The 20909-nt window shown below is 59.9% G+C and carries 20 protein-coding genes; 6 read left to right on the top strand and 14 right to left on the bottom strand.

Going from position 1 to position 20909, the window contains the following annotated elements:
- Positions 1-551: HEAT repeat domain-containing protein (locus ABTX60_RS39580; RefSeq protein WP_350835187.1), on the top strand; the 551-nt coding region annotated here is incomplete at its 5' end.
- Positions 552-614: 63 nt separating this feature from the next.
- On the opposite strand, the gene ABTX60_RS39575 is transcribed toward ABTX60_RS39580, so the two are convergent.
- The 9 genes from ABTX60_RS39575 to ABTX60_RS39535 all read right to left on the bottom strand — a co-directional run bounded on the left by ABTX60_RS39575 (position 615) and on the right by ABTX60_RS39535 (position 12110).
- Positions 615-1190, bottom strand: coding sequence for a hypothetical protein (locus ABTX60_RS39575; protein ID WP_003942445.1), 576 nt, complete (start codon positions 1188-1190; stop codon positions 615-617).
- Entirely contained in the window at positions 1187-1321 is a 135-nt protein-coding gene (locus ABTX60_RS39570; RefSeq protein ID WP_256931494.1) for a hypothetical protein, read from the bottom strand. The genes ABTX60_RS39575 and ABTX60_RS39570 overlap by 4 nt, the downstream gene beginning before the upstream one ends.
- A 21-nt stretch (positions 1322-1342) precedes the next feature.
- Positions 1343-1930 (bottom strand): hypothetical protein, encoded by a 588-nt coding sequence (locus ABTX60_RS39565; RefSeq protein WP_391622831.1) that lies wholly within the window; start codon positions 1928-1930, stop codon positions 1343-1345.
- Positions 1931-1981: 51 nt separating this feature from the next.
- On the bottom strand, positions 1982-2713 hold the full coding sequence (locus ABTX60_RS39560) for a hypothetical protein (RefSeq protein ID WP_003942446.1): 732 nt from the start codon (positions 2711-2713) through the stop codon (positions 1982-1984).
- A complete protein-coding gene (locus ABTX60_RS39555) occupies positions 2713-7866 on the bottom strand; it encodes a hypothetical protein (protein WP_003942443.1) in 5154 nt (1717 codons plus the stop codon). Before ABTX60_RS39555 ends, ABTX60_RS39560 begins: the two co-directional genes overlap by 1 nt.
- A gap of 357 nt (positions 7867-8223) precedes the next feature.
- Positions 8224-8499, bottom strand: coding sequence for a hypothetical protein (locus tag ABTX60_RS39550; RefSeq protein ID WP_037130212.1), 276 nt, complete (start codon positions 8497-8499; stop codon positions 8224-8226).
- Positions 8500-9036: 537 nt separating this feature from the next.
- Positions 9037-9519, bottom strand: a complete 483-nt coding sequence (locus ABTX60_RS39545) for a hypothetical protein (RefSeq protein WP_003942444.1) — start codon at positions 9517-9519, stop codon at positions 9037-9039.
- 254 nt (positions 9520-9773) lie between these two features.
- The gene (locus ABTX60_RS39540; RefSeq protein WP_003942441.1) at positions 9774-10739 is read right to left on the bottom strand and encodes a ParA family protein; all 966 of its coding nucleotides are present in this window, start codon (positions 10737-10739) and stop codon (positions 9774-9776) included.
- Positions 10740-11435: 696 nt separating this feature from the next.
- Positions 11436-12110, bottom strand: coding sequence for a hypothetical protein (locus ABTX60_RS39535; RefSeq protein WP_003942436.1), 675 nt, complete (start codon positions 12108-12110; stop codon positions 11436-11438).
- A gap of 513 nt (positions 12111-12623) precedes the next feature.
- Between ABTX60_RS39535 and ABTX60_RS39530 the strand changes: the two genes are divergently transcribed.
- Positions 12624-13232: a hypothetical protein gene (locus ABTX60_RS39530; RefSeq protein ID WP_232508942.1), complete on the top strand. Its 609-nt coding sequence runs from the start codon at positions 12624-12626 to the stop codon at positions 13230-13232.
- Between the two features lie 261 nt (positions 13233-13493).
- Here the strand turns inward: ABTX60_RS39530 and ABTX60_RS39525 are convergent, their stop codons facing one another.
- The 5 genes from ABTX60_RS39525 to ABTX60_RS39505 form a co-directional block, all read right to left on the bottom strand.
- A complete protein-coding gene (locus ABTX60_RS39525; RefSeq protein ID WP_232508943.1) occupies positions 13494-14015 on the bottom strand; it encodes a hypothetical protein in 522 nt (173 codons plus the stop codon).
- 77 nt (positions 14016-14092) lie between these two features.
- Positions 14093-14758, bottom strand: a complete 666-nt coding sequence (locus ABTX60_RS39520; RefSeq protein WP_182262182.1) for a hypothetical protein — start codon at positions 14756-14758, stop codon at positions 14093-14095.
- A gap of 143 nt (positions 14759-14901) precedes the next feature.
- The gene (locus ABTX60_RS39515) at positions 14902-16902 is read right to left on the bottom strand and encodes a cutinase family protein (protein ID WP_209922987.1); all 2001 of its coding nucleotides are present in this window, start codon (positions 16900-16902) and stop codon (positions 14902-14904) included.
- Between the two features lie 23 nt (positions 16903-16925).
- Complete coding sequence (locus ABTX60_RS39510; RefSeq protein ID WP_182262180.1) at positions 16926-17183, bottom strand: hypothetical protein; 258 nt, start codon at positions 17181-17183, stop codon at positions 16926-16928.
- Positions 17183-18022 carry a sigma-70 family RNA polymerase sigma factor gene (locus ABTX60_RS39505; protein ID WP_209922985.1) on the bottom strand — a complete coding sequence of 280 codons (840 nt, stop codon included), beginning with the start codon at positions 18020-18022 and terminating at the stop codon, positions 17183-17185. The genes ABTX60_RS39510 and ABTX60_RS39505 overlap by 1 nt, the downstream gene beginning before the upstream one ends.
- Positions 18023-18362: 340 nt before the next feature.
- Between ABTX60_RS39505 and ABTX60_RS39500 the strand changes: the two genes are divergently transcribed.
- The 4 genes from ABTX60_RS39500 to ABTX60_RS39485 all read left to right on the top strand — a co-directional run bounded on the left by ABTX60_RS39500 (position 18363) and on the right by ABTX60_RS39485 (position 20898).
- Positions 18363-18617 carry a hypothetical protein gene (locus ABTX60_RS39500; RefSeq protein WP_182262178.1) on the top strand — a complete coding sequence of 85 codons (255 nt, stop codon included), beginning with the start codon at positions 18363-18365 and terminating at the stop codon, positions 18615-18617.
- A complete protein-coding gene (locus ABTX60_RS39495; protein WP_209922983.1) occupies positions 18614-19807 on the top strand; it encodes a conjugal transfer protein in 1194 nt (397 codons plus the stop codon). The genes ABTX60_RS39500 and ABTX60_RS39495 overlap by 4 nt, the downstream gene beginning before the upstream one ends.
- A 26-nt stretch (positions 19808-19833) precedes the next feature.
- Entirely contained in the window at positions 19834-20154 is a 321-nt protein-coding gene (locus tag ABTX60_RS39490) for a hypothetical protein (RefSeq protein ID WP_209922981.1), read from the top strand.
- A gap of 138 nt (positions 20155-20292) precedes the next feature.
- On the top strand, positions 20293-20898 hold the full coding sequence (locus tag ABTX60_RS39485) for a hypothetical protein (protein ID WP_003944259.1): 606 nt from the start codon (positions 20293-20295) through the stop codon (positions 20896-20898).
- Positions 20899-20909: the final 11 nt, after the last annotated feature.

Here is a 20909-nt window from a genome sequence, read left to right as displayed (position 1 = left end):
TCACTACAATTACCACCGACCGCATTCAACACGCGGAGGACGACCGCCCGCCGCTTACCGCCGGCACCGCGTCACCAACGTCCGTTCCTCCTACACCTAGTTTCAGTGATGAGGACGTGCGAGGTTCCGCGGCAGCTGCATTGGCGGCTGTTCGACCTGACGCGATCTCGGATGAGGAACTGTGGGACCTTATGCGCGGCAACGTATACCAGCGTGCAGCGGCAGTCGAAGTAGTGTCAGGAAAGAAATCTGCGAACAGATTTGACGTCCTTGTTGCGATGTCGCGGGACACGGACCCGTGGGTGCGCGCAGTGATAGCGCGTCAGATAGCCCGTGAAAAGCCAGTCGATGGCGACATAGACCGCGCAAATCTGCTGCGTCGGCTGTTGGCAAACGAAGGAACCCTGGTTGCGCGGATGGTGGCGAGCACGATCAATTCGTCGCCACCTGATGATGGCACTGACAAAGTGGTTGGCATGCTCCGCGGAAACTTCTCTGCGGGAGTGCGACGAGCAATCGCTGCGTACGACGCAAAACGGAATCCTGAGTGATTTCACCAGCAATTTAGCGAAAGTGGTCGAGGGATCGAGTTTCTTCAGACTGATGGGGCTCCGTCACTCTCGATATTGAGAGCGACGGAGCCGCGGTGCGGACGTTCCTAGATCCCCAGTTTTGATGTGATCTAGTGTCGCCCAGAGGGTTTCATTGTCACCATCGCGGCGGTGCTGATCGATGGCTGAGATCAGCTTGTCGATCACGATCCTTGCGGCCGGATTGAACGATGCCGCAGCGGCGCCGGCCCAAGCCAGTGGTTCGTCGGCGCGGTTGAGAATGCGGTCCAACGCACCTTCGCATCGGTCGAAGAATTTCCCGGTCCGTTTGGACTGGTTGGCATCCTGATCATCTGCTGCGAGCGCAGACTCGGCCAGGTCGAGAAACCCATTGATGATAGAGGTGGCACGGTTTCGTAGAACTGGGTCGAAACCCAAGGTCGCCCAGAAACTGTTCCACCGCACCCGATATCCGCGTTCGGAGTCGAGCGGTACGAGGTGATCGCGGATCAACCGGCCGAGCGCTTCGTCATCGAGGTCGCGCAAGTGCCCCGCCAGGAGCGCCGGCTTCGACGCCGTCGGCAGGGGTTGTGGATCTTTGACGCGTTGCCAAGGCTGTGGGCCTACGGATTCGATCACGACGGAAGGCTCTCCGCCGGCCACGACACATCAGTCGCGCCGGCCGGCGACGCCCCTGCCTGGTCATCGATCAAGAACTCGGACAGCACAGCGCTGACGCGAGCTTCGATTGCACTGTTGGTGGGATTCATGTTCATGTCCTTATCTGCCGTTCATTTCAGTTCTCTCGCCACAGCTAACACCGAGAGGTCGACAGCCGGCGCGTCATCGGACCAGACCTGCGTTCGGCCCTGAGCCAGGATTTGAGGTCGGGGGTGAACACGCCATGGCTCCACTTCCTGTATGACCTCGTGGGCCAGCACGACACCATGGAAACGAGTAGGCAGCGTCGTGAGGTCAACGATCGAGCCTCTACGGCGGAACTCCTTCATCGACCGCGCTGAACCGTTACTAATGACAACCTGCCTCCACGGCTTGCCCGCGAGGTCCACGATCGCAACCACGTGCGAATCGAGCCATCCACGATCACGCCACGCTGGCAGAACTCCTCGACCTTTTGGTAATGCGATCGAAGTTATGGCGTCGCGGGCGTAATCGGCTTGTTGCTGGCTGCGCAGCTCCGAATCCGGCGCCGGCAGACGCAACTGCGCCAACCGAGGAGAAGGGATCGCCGCAAGCTGGCGGTTGGTGCCAGAAAGCCACCGTCGCACGGTGCGCGTTGAAACCCCGCAAGCCTCGGCGACGACCGCGACGTCCACTCCCCCGCGCTCGGTCTCGCCATAACAGGTCCGGAGCATCATTTCGAGTCGCTTGCGTGTCCACCGCGGCCCTCGCCGAGAAGTCATCGCCGCTTACCGTTCCACGTCGAAGCTATTGATTTGGTAGAACTCCCAGCCGCCGACATAGTCTTGGGCTCGGCTGTTCATCCAATTGATCATTCCCTTGTCGCCCCCATTTTCGTAGGCGCTCCACATGGATTCAACCTGGTCGGGTGTCAGGGCCAAGGTGATCATTCGGTCCCGCGCATACTCCCGGGTGCCGGGCCCCTGTACCGCGTCGATCTTGATCTTCCCGCCGAAGTTCGACAGTGCTTTTCCTCGTGCGCTGCTGCGTACGCTCGACATCGCTTCTTTACGTGAGGTTCGAGTGGACGCGGACTGTTTCGCTTTGCGGGCCAATGCATTCAAGGTTTCGGTGCGTGGCTTCGCAATTCGCTGTCGGCCCTCGGGAGCCAGCCAACGCTCGACTGTTCGTTTGGAGACACCCAAATCACGTGCCGCTGCAGCGGTGTTGATTTCGCTGCGCTTTCCCGGTCCGTAAGCGGCCAGCAGCTGAGCCTTCAGGTTCGACGCATTTGGCTGTCCGGAAATGTCGGCCCCTTGCCGGCCGGTCAACTTCCCGAAGAACTCCCCCTGAAGTTTTCCTCGTTCCCCCCGCAAGACTTCCCGGATGGCAGTCTGAGTGACACGAAGCTCTTTGGCTGCTCGCGAGATATTGATTCGGCCGGCCACGACAGACCCGAAGTCGGAAAGACTGTCTGCGATGCGCGAATACGACGCCCTACTGAGTGGGTTGCGTGCCATCAGGAATCACTCCCCTCCGCACTAGCTGCCCACTCGTTCGGAGCAATCAGCTCCGACTTCCCCCGATAACCTTTGCCGTCCAAATACTGCAGGTGGTCGGACAACAGCGCCGATCCTTCCGGCTTGTAGTTCCCGAACCCCCGCCCGAACTGCTTCTGATCTCCAGGCCACGCCAATTGTGGATCGCGCTCGTCGGAGACGTACAGGACGGTGTCCTTGGTGACCGCTACAGGCCACACTCCGCTGTCCTCGCCGATCTTCGCGATCCTATACATGATGTTCGCGCGAGATTTAGCGACAATATGGTGGTGCCGCTCGGGCGAGTAACCGGGTCGCCCGGCCAAATGCATGTCGGAATTGAGCATGCCAATGGTGTGCGTGTAAATCACTTTGTTCTGCTCACGCGCCAACAGTGCATCGGTGTCACCCTCGATATCCAAGGCGGTTCGCGCATCGCGAATGCGTTCGTACCACGGCACCAGAACGCGCCCGTGATCTCGCCAGACGAATGCTTCCAAGATCTCCGGCTCGTAACCGAGTTGGGCAGCGCGTTCGAGAGTCGGAGTGGTCACCCACTTCGGTTCGGAGACAGACAGCCCCATCGGATTCAAGGGATTCGGGTAACGCCAGTCCGCTGCGTCGGGGATTTCGATCAGCCAGTATCCCGGAAGCTTGCGATCGAACACCATCCCATCCGGGTGATGCTCTGGCTCCCCGATCGGCAATTCGAGACCAGCAATACCGGCAGCATAGGAACCGCCGCGATCGAAGGCATGAACGTAGCGGCATTTCGCCTCTGAATCGGAAAGGGTTCGCGACCAATCGATATCGGCTTCAAAGATCTGGAACTTCTTCGCAAAATCCGAGTCGGACGGCGCGAAGATCCGCTTCCATTCCTTGGGGCGCGCGGCGATCATCAAGTCGATCCCGGTCGATGCAGGACTCACAGCCCACGGGAATCGGAGCGCCCCGGCCAACAACGCAAGCCGCCTTGCCAACGTGGCTGCGGTAGGAGAGTCACCAAGTACAGGCATCTCTTTCGGATCCTGACTCATCCCGGAAATCAGAGCTACCCACACGCCACGTGCCTCGCCTCGCCACACACGAGTCCACGTCCCTAGCCGGTCCCCCGGCTGCCCGCCAAGCTGCCATCCCTGAGCCAGCGCATCGGTCACAAATGCAGATTCAGCCGACAGCTCCTTGAGTCGATCATTCCTGTTGCGTTTCCCCAACGAACTGGTGTCAATACCAACTTTCTGCGCCATCGCATCGGTGATCCAGATCTGACCAGGCACAGACCACGTGTCAGACGTCCACGTCCCGAGATTCAGCGTCGTGACCAACTCGGCGACATCTCCGACATGCGCGATCGGAGTAGCCAGCTCGTGGCGAGTGCCGTCCGGCAGCCATACACCGTCGACATCGAGTACTGCAGCCGGCGCAGTGAACGCGGCCGCCTTCTCCTTGCCGGCCGTCTTCACTACCTTCGGGCGAGTCTCAGGGCCCTTCGGTGCCAGCGCTACCAGCGGTGAAGGTTCGGTAGCAGGTTCGATTTCTTCCTGATTTTCGGCTGTGCCAGCTGCAATCGCCCGAGAAGCAGCGGTGCTCTGCCACCAGCACGGGAGGTGCATCACGAGTCCGTCGATCTCCCAGCCAGCTTCGTCGCCATGGCAGAGAGCGCAGGTAGATGTAGGTGAGATCTGGAACCCGTCTGCGGAGAATCCCTCTGCATCGGTTTCAATCGCCATTTCAGGCTCCTTGTCAGTGACAGAGCTGGTTAGACCCTTTTTTTCGTTGGACGGGATTGGCGAAGATACTGCGAACCCGGTAATGGACGAATTCGCTCGCGCTTCATCTGGCGAATCGTGAAGGTCCCGTCCATCGATGTCTGTAGGAAGGTCGGCAGGCTTGCTATCCGGTACCGGACCGTGGGGATCGTCAGATCCCGTTCTCACCTCAAAATCGTCCGAACATTCGCCGAACAACTTGTGCAGGCGTAGTGCGACCATTCGTTGACGACGGTTCTCGCACTTGATCATTCGCTGCACGGTGTAGCGGGGCATCCGGCCCTTCCGCTCTTCCGCGATCAGCACACCTTCGTCGTATAGTGCGCGCAGTGCAGTGCCCCGATCAATTTGCAAGGAATCGGTCAACATCTGCCCGGCGGATTTGAGGACCTGCTCAAGGGCCAGCAAATCAATGAGAATCTGCGGTTCCCCATCGCAGGGCCGTGGGTTGGCGACGACATAACCCAGACGGATTCCTCGACCCTCCTCTCTCCACCGAGCGGTGCCATCAGATGTTTCCCCGACAACGCTGCGCCGCCAGCCAAGTCGCTTGGCCAACGACCAGTCACTTGGCGCCTCACCAGTTTCGACGTCGTCGACGTATGCTTGCCCATTCCTCAATGCGTGTATCAAAAGCTCACGTACCCGGGCGCCCGGTCGCATCGGGAGGTCAGGATCGACCGCCGCGGACGCGGCATCGGTTAGACCGACAGCTACGAGGTCTCCCATATGTGCGACTTCGTTTTCCGTCAACGCGCCCAATTCGACAAGGAAGCGTGACATGGCATGCCAGCCGGCCCACAATGAGCCCAAAGCGTCGGCTTGACGTACGCTTTCGCCGCCCTTTCTCAGCTGATTGGCGTACTGTTCGCCTGCTGCAAAAGCGGCGGAACGAACTTCATCCAAGCGGGGGCACAGCCACTGCAAATAAGTGGCCATTACCAGGGCACGTCCGTGGCGGGATTCAGGGCCATCCAATTCTTTCAGAACATTCAGATCGATCTCTGACGCCTGGAGAGGGATGACGAGCATTCTTTGAGCTGCTGACCCTGGCCTCGGCATGATCTCCGACGTAATCAGGGCAGAAGCGCGGGGTGGTGTCCCGTCAAGGATTCCGAGACCGTCCCGGGTGCTCCGTGACCGCTCTTCACCATTGTGAACCAGACGAGCGAACTCTTCGAGAGCTTTCTGGGCGGTGGCGAAGTCACGCGTGGGAGCGACGTCATCGGCCCAATAAAGGGCATCTTTAGAAGCATTCAATTTGATGCGCAGTGCATTCAACGTGTCACCGTTACCTGACATCGATGAAGCAGGACGTCGACGGTCCCATTTCTCGCCCCAGTGATGCATCGCCAACGAGGCAAGCGAGGTTTTGTAGCTCCCTGGAGACCCGACAAGTGCCATCACCCACGGGTTTGGGCCTAGCGCGGACCTGAATACATGCCCGAGTAGTGCTGCCGAGACCCGGGTAGGCGTGCGTTCGAGCATCGATGCCGAGTCGCAAAGAAACGCGGCCCGGATCCGCGCAGGATCCGAACTGGGCGCAGGTAAGTCGAACATTCTCAATGGGCCGGTCAACAGCACAGGTGCTACCCGTCCGCCGTTCTCGTCGATAGCACCGCCGGCGTGTACGAAGAAATATTTTCCTTGCGCGTCCCGTCGCCATCCGGTGGATCGATACCGTACAACGCGTCGAATCTCGCGTCCGCCAGCTCCTTTGAGTGCATCACGAAGCTTTGCAACGCCGCTTGGACGGCTGTCGTAAGCAGGAGGGCCTGGCAGTGTTTCCACCCACGCGCAGTCCCGATACTCCTTTGCCGGGATCCGGACCCGCAGAAACTCACGGCTGTCCGGATGCGTGTATCCGATGATCACCGCAGTCAGCTCTTGCGGCGAGGCAGGGTTAATTTCACTCTGACCGGCCATCGCTTCGCGGCCCATCAAATCAGGCTCGTCGACGTCCACCCCATCGTCGGTGACTTCGAGATATTCCATCTCGACGATGCGAGCATCGATATCCAGCACCAACTTTGCCTGCTGATCGCCGTCTTTCCTGGTGACGATCTCGACGAGGTTCCCTTCGATGATTCGATAGACAGGGGCGATGAAATTGGTTCCGCGGATGCCATTGCGAACCACGACCGATGTCGCAGACGGACCGTTCGCCGCGGTGGCCTCGTCCGCGTTAGCTTCAGTGACTGGCGCGGGTTCGAGCTCCGGATCCTGCAGCAGCGGAGGGATCGCGACGCCGGCGACCTCATGAGCAGCTCGCGCCGCCACCCGAGACGCATTCCAAGCAATCGTCGCGGACTCGACGGCTTCGCCAGCCCACTCGGTCCCCTCCTCGGCTGCCTGCTGAACGACTTTGTCCACGAGCTCGCTCAGATGCTCAAAACGGCGCTCAGCCTCCAAAGCCCAGCGCTGAGCGCGCACCAACTCTTCATCGGACTCGACCTGCGTGTCAGCTAGATCGATACGCGCTACAGCCTCAGCGAGCGCGACCTCGACAAGGGCCTGCTTTTCGACCACGTCAGCAGCGAAGCTATGTGCTGCGACTTCTCCAGGACGGACCGGAGTAAACCCACCCCATTCGTCCTCGTCCGACCACAGCCCAGCCTCGACGTGGTCGGTGAAATCAGACTTCGGGGTGACTATCGCAGGGAGCAACAACTGAACCTGTGCGCCAACTCCACCTAGCAATGACGCAAGTTCTATGCCGCGCTTCCATCCAGCGCCATCTCTATCGAGGACGACGCGGACCTCTGCACCCTCGAAGAGCTCAGCGGAGGTAACTGGAAAGCTCAGCCCACCCTGCGCATTGGTGGTCGCGACCAACCCCAATATCTCAGCGGTCTCGACGTCCTTCTCGCCTTCGAGCAACCAGACCGGTGACCGCTCAGACAGGGCGGACAAGAGGGCGGGAAGCTGATAAAGGACAGAATCAAAACCGTCGGGCTTGCGCTTGAGACGGGTGCCGTTGGCACTGACAAACAACTGCCGGAACTGCTTGTGACGTGCGCCGTCACAGGAACTGCATTCCTCGCGGATGACTTCTTGGACGACGGTGCCGTCCGCCGACACGTATGGGTAGACCCTGACTCGAACCCAACTGTGCTCAATCTTGGGGTCTGGTGCAGCTACGGCGATTCGAGCCGGCAACCGCCCGCCTTTAGGACGTCGTCGACCCGCACTCCGTTGTTGAGCCGAACGGCCGACCCGAGTGAGTGCATCGCGCTCGGGAAGAGGTTCGTCGAACAGCTCGACCATGGTCAGGCCAAGGCCTTCGGCAATTTCCAAAGCAGAGGCGTTGCAGCCGTGGCAATGCAAAAGCACCATGCCGCCGCGGTGACCGTTGACCCAGCTCACTGACAAGGACGCATGTCGGTCCGCGTGGACAGGGCATAAGGCCATCAACTCGTGAGGGCCTCGGTGTTGGACCCCACCACTGGACTCGACCGCGATGCGTACGCGGTCGAACGACGACATAGGACCCGTCGCTGCGCCGCTCGATGCAGCCGCCGTCATGCGATTGCCTCAGCGACACTCGTCGCCAAGGATGGCGAGTGTGCTCGGAATTTGGTTAGAATGGCCATAAGTCCTCTGGACTTGAGTAAGTGAAGTTCGGAAAGTGACCTCGCAAGTCGCTTCCCGGGACTGAAATCGAATCGAAGAACCCCCTCCGGCCGGCAAAGCAGTGGGGGTTTTTCGCTGTCTAGGGCCAACTCATGCTGGAACCGAAAGTTCGCCGTCGGTCGCTTCGCGAGCAGCCTGGGTTCGATCAACTGCATAGCGGGCGTCGTGGATGCGGAGTCGCTCCGGATCCAACTTCTTGAGGATGTAATCAGGAATGTCGAGGTTCGAGGCGCGCGCCATGACGAGCACCCAGTAGTCCCCGAGATCGATCCCGAGTTCGTCTGCCCGACGTTCGTAGACCTTGGCCTGGTTGAGGGGTGCGCGCACGGAGAGGCACCGGCGCGCGCCTTTACTTGGTCGTCCCATGGGATGAGCGTAAATCGATTCTGATTCAGAAACGGTGATGCTGGTTGTGTCAGCGTGTCGTGCCCGGCGCTGCTCATGTCTGAAATCCCCTCAACCCTCGCAATGAATGCCTCTGATTAGAGGAAGATCCGCGTGCCCCGCGCCGTGTGACAGATGGGGTCAACAAATCTTCGTGCGCATCATGTCGCGAGACCTGGACGGGCCGAGTCGAAGCGGAGTCAGGTTAGCGAGGCATGCACTTTCCCACTACTACGTGTGACCTATCTGCGAAGTTGGTGGGGAGTGGGGGGAGTGGAAAGAAACAGCAGTTCAGGCGGCAAAAACCGCTCCCCACGTAGGTGGGGAGCGGGGTGGGGAGTGGGGTGGGGAGCGGCTTCAAAGACACGAATCGGCCGTTTGCGCTCGCCCGGATCTACGATCTGTTTTTAGGCTACGAAGGCAGGCGATTCGATGCCACCTTCGACTGCCGTTCATGTGGGCCTGGAAGCAGAGACGACCTCCGAGGCTTACTTTTTGCTCCTCGAAGGTCGTCCCCCACTATCGTGCGGGCGACCGCAGGTGCAACGACAAGACGCCCGCGAGCAATCGGCTGCGCGATTTGGAACCGACGACCTTCACTTGCTCGTCAAGCCAGTCACGTTGAGCGGTGGTGAAGCGGAACCAGGTCTCGACGGGTCCTTTGACCGTGAACGGCTCTTGATGGACTGGAATCCCTGAGGACGATCTGCCCGCGACGGGTTGAAAGAGGGCTCGCAGTCGCTCGATGCCTACTGCGTCGAATGCCTCGATGGCAACATCGGCGTGATCGCATCGCCGTTCGGCTGCACGATTCACCAAGGCGTCGCGAGTGGTGCGATCCAGGTAGGCCGTGACAGTCACCTTCGAGGTATCTGCAGCCGGCGGATTTCCTTCTTCCAGAATCTGGGCTGGGGGCGCTTCGGTGACTGCGGGTGGAGACTCGACGACAACAGGAGGCGCGTGGGGTGGTGCGACTGGAACGGTGACAGCTTCGGGTTCCATCGGCTGCACCCGCACTGGAGATTCAGGCGCCGAGACGGCGGGTTGAGGGGCGTCGGTGACTCGTTTGGGAGTCGGCGGGTGAGGAGCTGTGGAGTCGATCTGGGGTTGAGCCGTGTCCGGTGTCTGTGGGCTCGTAGTGCGGCGAGGCTGCAGCCCGCCGGCCGGGGGCAAGAGACCAGCGAGTCCCTCTGCTCGGTTGGGCTTCGGGGCGAAAGACTTGGCAATGCTCTTGCGGTTGCGGACCCTATTTTCACTCATGCCGAAGCCCTCTCAGCGGTGATGGTCGACATCCGTACGAGGATCTCGCGGGTGAGGTTCGAGTAGTCCTCGGCCAGGCCAGAGGCGTTTCGCGAGAGCATCAGATCCTTTGGTTTCGTGCCTTTCCTCAGCGCTGCGATCCGTGATGCGGTTTCCCCGGCCGATCGTTCCTCGAGCTCATGCACCAGAAGTCCTTGGCGTCGCGCGTCGAAGGCGGTGGTTTCCATCGTGCGGATCCGAGATTCGAAAGTCGGGGCCGAATCGCCGATCATCTCCTCGACTGCTTCCCGAATCGTTGCGTCAAGTTTGGTTGCGCGTGAGCTGACGCCGAAGAGGCAGATCCCGCCGAGTTGGAGCTGGGGGTTCACGGCAGGAAGGTTTCGTTCCGGATCTCCGTCTCGTGCTGCCGAGAACTGGCCGGCGATCGTTTCCATGCCGTCGAGGCTGGCATCATCTGCGCGGATTGGAATGACCACAGCGTGGACTACTTCCATCACTGCTTCGATGATCGTGAGATCCGTCGGAGGGGTATCGAAGATAATGACGTCGTAGTCTGCGGCCACTTGCAGCAACATGGCCAGTAGAAGCTGTCCTAGTCGTTTGCCTCCCTGGCGTTGCTGCCTGGACACCATGACTGCGGCAAGGTCGAACATTGCCGGGCCGCCTGGAACGATGTCGAGATTCTCGCGACCACCGACGTTCTGGATGATCGGCGGTGCCGACCCGCTCAAGAGGGCTGAGAACAAGGGCACGCCGTCCTCCTTCACAAACCCTAGGTCGCGGCACAAGTTGGCCTGGGGGTCGAAGTCAAGCAAGAGAACCCGGTAGCCGCCGGCAGCGAGTAAGCCTCCGGTGTTCGCGCAGAGTGAGGTCTTGCCCACTCCCCCTTTGCCGTTGAAGAATCCGAAGCAGGCAGGCAGTTGCTGATGAGTGGGTGTCGTTGGAACGGCATCTACAGACATGGTGGTTCTCCCAATGGACGTTGGTTTCTGACGAGTGGTCTGTAAGGAAAGTTAGCAGGGGTCCTGGACAACTCGCGGTATGCCACGCGTGTGGGGCCGTATGTGTTCAGGCATGTGGGTCGGCAAGCGGCGCCGCGTGTAATGCCGCGTGTTTGCATGCCGATGTAATCGCAGGTGAACACGTATGTGAACACGTATGTGAACACGTATGTAAACACGCGTGAGTCGCTGCAGGGAATCACGCGTGAAGAAATGCGGATAATGATGCGTGAACACACGCGGATGAAATGGCGTGTAAAGAAACGTGGTCTTCTGCGTGTTGGACTGCCTGGGGTGATACGGGAGATGAAACGTGGTTCTATGCGTGAGACTCCGCATGATCAGGTGCGGAGTGCACAGCGGTTTGATGTGCGGGTGTACATCCGTGATGTTTTGCGTGACCGCTCGCAGGATGATGTGCGTGCAGAAGGATGGGCTTGCGTGCGGGGTGGTACTAAGGGTTCTCGTACGGCATGTGGTGCGGGTCTACATGCTGTGCCACAGGCGGAATCAGTTGCCAATTGGCGTACGGATCCGCCTGCTTGTAGGCGAGGGTGACCGGGTGCGTGATCAGAATTCTAGAGCCCCGGACTCACTACTCACTCTGCGTGATTCAACATGGCTTGCTTTGCGTGAAGGTGTGCGTGAAATAGCCGTTTAGCTGTACTGATGTGGGGTTCGTCGTGGATCGCCGATGGCGCCACGCTGTGCACGCTGTGCCTTGATGCGATGTCCGAGGCCGGCGACGGTGCGGACATCTGCGGCCTGAGCGATGGCGTCAGCCCGGCGAAATCCGTCGAGTTCGACGGCTAGATCGACCAAAGTGTCTTCGAGGATGTCCTCGGCAGCCGCATATAGGTCCCAGAGCTGCTTGAGCTCCCACGCGCGGATCAGGGGATTAGAGAAATAGAGCCCGTCGACGATCTTTTGCACCCGGGCTACCTGGGGATTTGTGCGTTCGTGCGCCTGCGACCAGATCGAAAAGTGGGAACTCGCCGAGCAGGTGACCACAGTCGTGTCCAGTTCGCGAGCAACTGCGGACCAGGATGTGGTCGTTTCGAGGCCTCTGCGCGCATGTCTGGCGGCCTCGCCGAATGCCCGTTGGCACACTGTGGCGTATGCGGCGGCTGAACGTCGCGCTTGGCTTAGTTCGCGCAGTTCAGACAGGGTGGTGAAGCTTTGGCGTCCGCGAGTGAACTCGGTCGCAGCCAACAGGGCGTCGCTGCTCGTCCATTGAAATCGAGACTGCCTGTATTGGTCGCGGTGCCAGCGGAGATCGTCGATCCATGCCGAGTTGAGCTTGAGGCCCATCTCGCTGCCAGGAACGGTCATAGAACAATGATGACACCACACCGGTGGTGTGTCATCAGTAGTACTAGTTGCGTCCCGACAAATCATGCTTATCGCCTTGTTTGGAACTTGAAGGCATTCCAACGGTCGCATGCCAGTCATACCGACATACCAGCCAAGCGGCTTCGCAAACATTGCCACTCACTTTCAAAGGCGTCCCAGAAGCGTCCCAATGTCGCATAATGTGCCAGTCGAATTGGATTTGATGTGAGGTTGGGACGCTTGTTGGACGCCATGCATATGGTCGTGTGATGGAATCGAGCTTGCCACTTCCGCATATGTAGGCAATTAGGCGCTTACGTCTTGGTCGTATCGAAATGATCCGATAGGTTTCTCTAACGGCTGTGGATATGACTTGGGTGCAAGATTCGCGGGTCTTGGGTGAGGTGTCTCGTCGCACCCGAGCTGTCCAGGGAGGGCTGTATAACTCTCAGCAAGATCACTTTAGGTTTTGAGCGAGCGTGTCTCGTTCCCTGTTCAGTATCGGAGATTGACGTGAGTAGCACGCATAACCAAGGCCCGTCTCAGTCGGCTGGCGGGCACCGACCACTTGCCGGGACCTTCCGTTCGGCCGCGGCCCGATCGGTCGAGAGCATCGCTTCCGCGTACATCGAGGGTGACAACGACGAAATTGAACAAGGGTCGGAAGTACCCGCGCATGTGGATCGCCCCGCCGAGACTGAACCTGCTGGAAGCCAACAAGATCGGGAGTCAATCGACCGTTCCTCTGACCTGGATGGGGGAGGGAAGTCGTCAAGTGTTCGGGTGCCGGCAAGGTGCCATGCGAAGCTCGAGGAGATGCGGGCGAGCACGGGGATGACGAACGGTCAGATTTTCATCGTCGCGATCGAGGAGACTCATGATCGACTGCCGGAACTGCTCTACCCTGGCGGTCGAATCGGTGGGGGATTATTCGCAGCCCGCGGCATTCGCGCCAAAACGTCACGTGACGATAGTGAGACGCAGGTAACTTACCGACTATTTCATGCCGACTTCGACGTGATTGACCACCTTGTGGCGGAACTGGGCGCAAAATCCCGCTCGCATCTGATCGCGGCGGCGCTGACCGGATATTTCTTCAAAGACGACGAGCCCGCAATATGACGAGGGGAGCGACGAGGGCGCCTTCAGCGCTTCTTGTTTGCGAGTACCCAAAGGAAAAGAACAAGCACGGGGGAGAAGGCGACAGGGACGGCGAGTACCCAATGCGTCACTGTCCCTGTCTCCACCTCCCTGTTGATCCAAGTCAGTAGAAGGGCTGCGACGAGCCACAGGAACGCGACGTGGCGCCAGCGCAACCGCCGCAAGAACAGGTTCAGTCCCACAGGCAGTTTCAGTCTCGACATTCGGTTTGGCATAGCTGGCTCAATTCAGTTGGATATCGACCATGCGGAGTCGGTCGCTGGCAGAAAAGTAGGCAAGCGCGTCAAAGCACGCTGCCGCCGCTTCAGCCATTTGGACGGCCCTTCCGCGCGCCCGTACAGAAACACCCCATAGATTGCAGGTCTGTTCAGTGGTGGGCATATGGGTAGGTGGGATTCCCAATGCGCCGGCTGTCAGCTGCCGTGTATCAGAGTTCTGGTGCCATTTTGGGAACAGATCCAGTTGTGAGAACAGGTGCCTGAGTAGCCCTGTGTGTTCCTCCGGATGGAAGCCGCCCGCGATATGTCCCTCAATGCTGCGGGCCAGCGTTGCGAGCGGGAGGGCCGCCGCGTCGTCGACCAAGGCGCCTCCACTGGCCAGCGAGATCTCCCACGATCGCCCGCTGCCTGTGTCTATTGCCGCAATTTCCCGTACCGGGCGCTCGCCGTTGTCGGTCGCTGCGGTATTGACGTGAACAACAAACAGATCGCGACCGCTGTTGCCGAACGGTGAAGGAGTTGCCATGGCGTGGAGGGTAGCTGCCAGCATGGACTGGATTGCGATCCTTGCCGATGCGGCATTGTCGATCTGAAGTGTCGAAATCAGTTGTTCTGTGTAGGGGACCGACGATCAGGATAATCGGCGAGGACTGCGGTGGTGAACGCCTGATACTGGGACTCCGCGAAGTCGGCGAAAAGAGTAGCGACCGTCCCGTCGTATGGCTTGCCCTCGATCGTGATTGTTGTTTTCGGCGGGCCCTCGCCAATAGTGGTGTGTCTCTCCAGCGCTCGATGAGTGACCTGGTCCCGCACCAGTTTGAGGAGTCTGAACTTGTTATCGCCCATTAAGGCCTGGCGCCACCGTTCCTGGCCTTCGTGGAGCTGCACACCGTTCTTCCTGATCGCCTCCCTCAGGTGTTCCAGGTCAGACTCGCCATGGGGATCGAACCGCCCTGCTCGTCGCAGTCGATACGCAGCAGCTGCGCAAAGATCGAGGCAAGTCAGGGCCGTGCGCGAGGCAAAATCGATCGGGGCTAGTTGTAGGACATCGAATTGCTCGGGTGCGAAGCGTTCATGGATGTACGTGTCACCCTTGGGGCCAGCCATCTCTTGCGCCAGTCCCGCAGCTATGCGAGTGAACCCCACTTGAAAGGCAGCTGAGGCAATCAGTGCTGAAGCGGCCTCATAGTCTGCGGGGAGTGACTTGAGGCGATCCGAAACAGTGTTTGAGATCGTCAACAGGCGAACGTCGTCACTCGGTCTGCTCATCCCTAATTCTCTCGCACGTGACGAGTGGATATGTAGAAAATGGGAAAGCGAAAAGGGCCCCACCTTTGGACGGTGAGACCCTTCCCTGGCCGTGCGGTTCATTGTTTGACTGCTGACCTTGTGCAGAGTTGAGGTCAGGGGAGTCAGGCGGTCACTTTCGCAATCGCGTCGCGGAAGTGGTTGGTCAGATCCTGGAGGGCGGTCGTTCCAGCGGAGTCGATGACCATTTCTCCGTAGCTCTGGTGAGCTCCGGAACCGATGAACGAAGCGAACTTCAGTCCTTCAGTCCCGATCTGTGCCAGTGCATCGGCGCCGTCAGAACCTGCCAGCGCGGTGAGATTCGAAGCGAGCCCACCAAGGTCCCCTGTCTGGGACTGCTGAGTTAGCTGCTGGCCGGTCGCCGACGATGCGGACGCTGCTCCGAGTTTGGCCGGATCAGTCTTCTGTCCACCCCCGAGCGTGCCTACCGCGATCTTCGCGAAGTCGAGGATGTGGGGGAGTGCACCCAGACCGGCTCCGATGACATCGCCGGTTTCGATCGCGTGCCAGAGCTGCTTCTGCAGTTCGCCGGCGGAGTTGGCCAAACCGATGATATCGAGGTTGCCGACGAGTCCGACGATCATCGACACGATCTGAGCGGTACCGGACGGGTCGGGGATCATCGCGATGAGTGATGCTGCGGTCTTGTAGTCCAGTCCTGCAGCGAGCTTGACGAGTGGTTCGAAGAGAACATTGATTCGGTCGAACTCGGCGTGCACCGCCTTGACCTTCGCCATGGGATCGAGCGCGGGATCGAGAACGATCTGCGGGATCCGAGTCGTGAAGATGTCGGCGACAGCTGGAATGTTGTTGGCCAATGCGAAGGCATTCGTCCCGATGTGGGTGACCTGATCGATCAGGACACTCGGCTTGATGATCGAGAGCGCGTTCGCGGCAACGGAGAGCCCATCCGCCGGGGTGGACGTCAAAGGTGAAACCTGATTGGCGAGAGCATCGACGGAAGCCTGCAACTGCGGCACCTGCGCCGCGCCTGTGGCTCCCTGGACTGCCTTCGTTATCGAATCGGCGGCCTTCAATGCGCCGGCCACATCGATACCCTTGACCGTCTCGACGATCTTGCCGGCCGTGAACTCGGGCGTCGATGCGTCCGCTGACTTGAGTGATTGTTCGACGGCGGGATTCTGAGTCACCCACTTGGTCGTATCCGCTACAGGGACCAGAGTGTTTGCAATGTCGGATGCCGCTGCGCTCACGCTGGCGAGGTCGGGAGAACCAGACTGGAGCTGCTTCTGCAGAGTGTCGACGTTGCCGGCAAGGCCCGGGAGATCAACCTTCGAGTAGTCCGAAACCAGGGCGTTCTGCAGGGTCGCTGTGTTGGGCTGAGAGCCATCACTCTGCTGTGGACCGGATGCAGTAGGGGGCTGTGAAAGTACTCGGCCGAGACCGGCAAGTAACCCGTCCTTGTTGCTGTTCGTCGAGCAGTAGAGGTCGTCAGGTGCGCAGTACGACCGCGTTACCGAGGCTGTCTTTCCGAATCCGCCTGGCCGCGCCCCCGCAATACCGACTCCGTCGACAGCTGGACCGACGAGAGTGTTGTCCTCGCTCGGACTCTGTCGGGGATCGGCAACCAAGCCGACCGCGATCAGCTTCTCCGCGGGAATCGGACCCTTGTCGTGCCCGATCAGCCACGTCAGATCGCCCGCGACATCCGCCCCTTGGCTGTAACCACCGAGAGCGAAAACAGTACTAGGGCACTCCGTTGCCCGGGTCTGCATGACTTTCGCGGCAGCCTCTATTCCGGTGGCCTTACTCGTTCCGTAAGTCTTGCCCTTGTTGAACGCGGATGCTTCGTAGGCAGGGTAAGTGACTTTGATGGAGCTTCCGAACTGCTGAACAAGCGGATCAGTCACTTGCTTGAGAAGGCCCGTCGCCACCGAAGAATCTGCTCCCGAATCTGTCTCGAACGTCCCCGTCATCATGACCACCTCCGCAGTGGGGCAGCCTGCAGAAGCCGGTGCGGCATGAGCGGTCCCCGGCGTTGAGATCGTGAGCAGAGTTGACGCCACGGCTGCTGTAAGAAGGGCCGCCGAACCTACCGAACGGGCGCGTCGGTAGTCGGTAGATGGGGAAGCGATGGTCGTCATGACAGATCTCTTTTCGTCATCGATTACAGCGAGGGCAAAGTGGAAAGACCGCTGCCCGAATGTGCGGTCACGGTGTTCGGCAGAAGGTCGACGACCGTGAAGACGGCGCGGTGAGCGAGCGACATCAGCTGTCCCAAAAGTTCGGGATGACTCACGGAAGGGATACGTAGCGCTGCGTCGAAACTTCCAGCAGTCTCGAAAAGAAGGGACGATTCCTTCATCACGAAGCCAGCGATCAGGAAGCACACCAGCAACGAAACTGCGTCGAGAGTTCGAGTCATCACAAAGCCTGTTCGATCGGCCGGGCGCTGCGCGATGCACGGGCGAAGCGCGCATGATCCGACGTCTGATTCGAAGTTCCTACGCTGTTCCGAATCTTCGACACAGCGCGATAGAGCCGCTGACGAAGTGCGGCCGAGGTCATGCCGATCTCAGCCGCGATCGATGTCAGATCGGTGTCGGTCTGGTCGAGATATGCGCGCTGAATCAAAGCTCGGTCGGTGCCGGTGATGACTCCGTTCCGAACAGCCCAAGCGAGCAAGTCCTGGGCGAGAAATGGGTTCTCGGTTTCCGCCTCAGGAGCATCGGAACGATCCATCAGATCCGACGCGGGGATCTCACCGGCAAAGGTGTTCTCGTGTGCGATCTTCTTCAAAGTCCGCAAAAAGAGAGCTGCATAAATGTTCTCGCCGGACGGGCGATACTCGGCTATCAATGACATGAAAGTGGCGATTGTGGTGGCCGCACGCTCGTCGTAAGCGTGGTAGGAATCGAAGCCGGCCACCCGCGCGTGACGGGTCAACGAGATCAACTTCCCGAGCATCAGCTGCAACAGCGCTCGCCCCGCGAGAACGCTGCCCTCCTGGTGGAGGGTCAACAGTGCCAGCAGTACGGCGTCGCGATCGAGGCGATGGGCGCCAGCCAAGTCGTTGAGTTCTTGCACCTGCTTCAAGGCCGGCTGATTGACCGACCATGTGAGCACCTCTGCCGCTGCTGAGGGTCGTGCGCACAGCTGCATCCATTCGGTGTTCAGGCGGCTGTAGAGGTCGCCTCGAGTCGCGTCGTGGGACGGCAGGGCGGACGACGAATGGCTGGGTGCGGTTGCTGCGTGGGTGGACATTTCCACGGGTCTCCTCTGTGCGCGTGCGAGGTTGGTCTCGCGCCCAGTAGAGCAGCCCTATATTGCCTCTGACCTGCATGTTTGTTGTTGCCAGGGGAGTGTTTGTTGTTGCCGGAGATGTTGTTGCCGCGCGCTTTGCCGTGAGTGGATGCGCGTGCATCGAAGGCATCGACGTGCACGTTTGAACCTCTGGCAACAAGCACCTGGCCGCGCTCGGAAAAAACTTTGAAAAAAGTTTGGCGAGCTCTGTCACTCAGGTCTTCGCGCCCGGATCTTCCTACAAGTAGAAGCCCACAAATTCGGTGCGGCTTTCACACTCGCCAGTCGCCAGGAGGACCGGATGCACGACTCGATGCAAGCGCTACTGCACGATCTCGGCTACGCCCATGCCATTGCTGAGGAGATCCGTCGAGTCGCTGCGGCTCTCACACGAAACCCATTCGACGAAGATGCCAGCGCCGCGCTCTCGTTGTTGGTATTCGCAGAGGTGCCGGCCGCTCGTGCAGCGCTTGCGCGGGCAATGAGCGCCGACATCCCGGATGGCGAATCAGAACTCGACTCGTCAGAGCAGCCGTCCGAGGCAGGTATCCGATGAACATTGATTGGAAGAAGATCAACAACTTCGGGCGCACTCCGAAACCGAAGCAGGATGGTTCCGCAACCGCCGATTCCACCGAGACGATCGTCGATGAAGTAGAGGAGCGTGTGCGCGCAGAGCGAGTCCAGTGGGGCCTTCGTCAGCAGTGGACTACACGCGCAATTCGCGGTGCGATCATCGCCGCTCTCGTCGCAGGAATTGTCTCACTGCTGCTCGTCGTATTCGGCTCGTCGTCAACTCCGGCAGTCGTCAAAGCAACTGACAACGAAGCGCAAAGCATTGACACCGCAGCACAAGCCCAAGCCGAAGATGTAGCCCGTCAACTGGTCGTGGCGTGGCTTCAAGGAAGCCGAGGAAACGAGCGTGAGATCGAACGGTTCGTTGCCACGCCACCGAATATTCCGGCATCTGCGCTCTACGTTGCGACGGACCCCGCCATCGCATCAATTGTCTTCGATCGCGACGCACGAACCTACGCCGTGACGGTATCGGTCTCGGTACGCCCCGCCAACGATGCCTCCGCAACAATCGTTCGGCGCTACTTCCAAGTTCCTGTTGTTGTGACCGAATCCGGTGCGCGCGCCGCCACACTTCCTTCCGAAGTTGCGCAGCCGTCGACAGCTGTAGACCTTCAACTCGGATATAAGTTCCGCGTCGCGAATCACCCGATCGGAACGTCGGCCAACCAGTTCCTCGCCGCACTTCTGACAGGCAACGGCGAGGTTGCTCGCTACCTGACGCCGGGGGTTTCCATCGCGCCGATCGTCCCGGCGCCGTACCGCAGCATCGCACTCACCGATGTGCTCTCCTCGGTCGATCTCAGTGCGTCGAACTCGGCGGCACCGCGTTCAGATGGCGACGTTGTGCGCTTGTTGATCACTGCATCTTTGAAGATCACCGACGCCGAATCTGTCAACGGTCAGTACGCGCTGACGATGACTTCCCGCGGCGGTCGCTGGGAAGTCAGCGCCATCGATTCAACGCCGCTCTTTGCCGCTACTGCTCCTCGCAGCGGAGTCAATTCGTCGACCACGAGCGCCCCGTCCCCGTCGACTCCGAAGAGCGCTCCGTCGACTTCCGCATCGACATCCGTAGCGCCGGCTCAGGCTCCCGCGCCAAGCCAAACACCCGGATCGTCGCTTCCAGCTGTCGGCGAAGTCCCACTGTTTTCCCCTTCAGGAAATTGACTCCTCGAACCGAAAGGTGACCCATCATGTTCATCGCACTCGCCGCCGCTGACCCCAACACCGCGATCGTCGCCGCCGGTGTCTTCGACAAGATCGGAGAGCTGACCAACAACGGAAAGGTCGCCCTCCAATCTGCAGCCAGCTGCCTGGTCCTGTACTTCCTTCTCCGGAACTTGATGCAGTCCTTCACGATCGCCCGGCTGGTCGTCTCCGCCCTCATCGGTGCTGCAGCGCTCTGGGTTGTCTTCAACATGGACTCCCTCAAGGACCGAACCGGAGAGGACCTGGCCATCTCTGTCGTGCAGGTCGTAGAAGCGCCGGACCCGAGTCTGGATCTGCCGGTGTAAACGGCGACCGGAGACCAGTCGAATCGCCCTTCACCGACCCTGACAAGGAGGACTGCAGATGTCCGTGGTAACCACCGCGGCAACGGACGCGACCACACGAGCACACCGACAGAACTCCTCACGCGAGTCGGTGCACGCATGAACGACGACAACAACGTCGAAGTCATCAAGGACTTCACAACAGCTCGAAGTATTCCTCAGCTGATCGGCCGCACACCCGACGGTAAGAAGCTTCCTTTCGGCCCCTACACAGTCCCTCAAGCCGTCAGTGGCGCCGCTGTCGGAGCAATCCTGTGGCTCCTGCATCCGTTGTGGCTCGGCGACAGCATCACGTGGAACGTCGGATTTTTCGTTGCATGCTGTGGCGGCACGGTGTTCGTCGTCGGCAAGCTCCGATTGGCCGGCCGCAGCCCGGCATCTGTCGCTCAAGGGGTCAAAAAGGCCGTCTTCGCATCGCCTGAGGCCAAGCTGAAGATCAACGGCAAACGCGTGAATATCCGAGCACCGCACCTTGTTCACGCCGGCGGCTACATCACTGCCGATCCGCGCATCGAGGACCAACTCGTCGCTGCTGTGGAACCCGAATCCCCTTCTGAATCTGTGCCGGTCGCACACAACGCTGTCGGCACTCGGTCGCGACCACAGGAACTGCCCGCCCTCTCACCAAACGATCCCGCCCCGCGCCCCGGCCGTTCGAGCGTCAAGGAACTCCTTGCGCTGGCCAACGCCGGAAACTCCGAGTAGAAAGCGATTCG

This window comes from Streptomyces sp. NPDC126510, assembly GCF_040302345.1.
Classification (GTDB): Bacteria; Actinomycetota; Actinomycetes; order Streptomycetales; family Streptomycetaceae; genus Streptomyces.
Note: the sequence above shows the minus strand (reverse complement) of the source record. Positions and strands in the feature narration are given on the sequence as shown.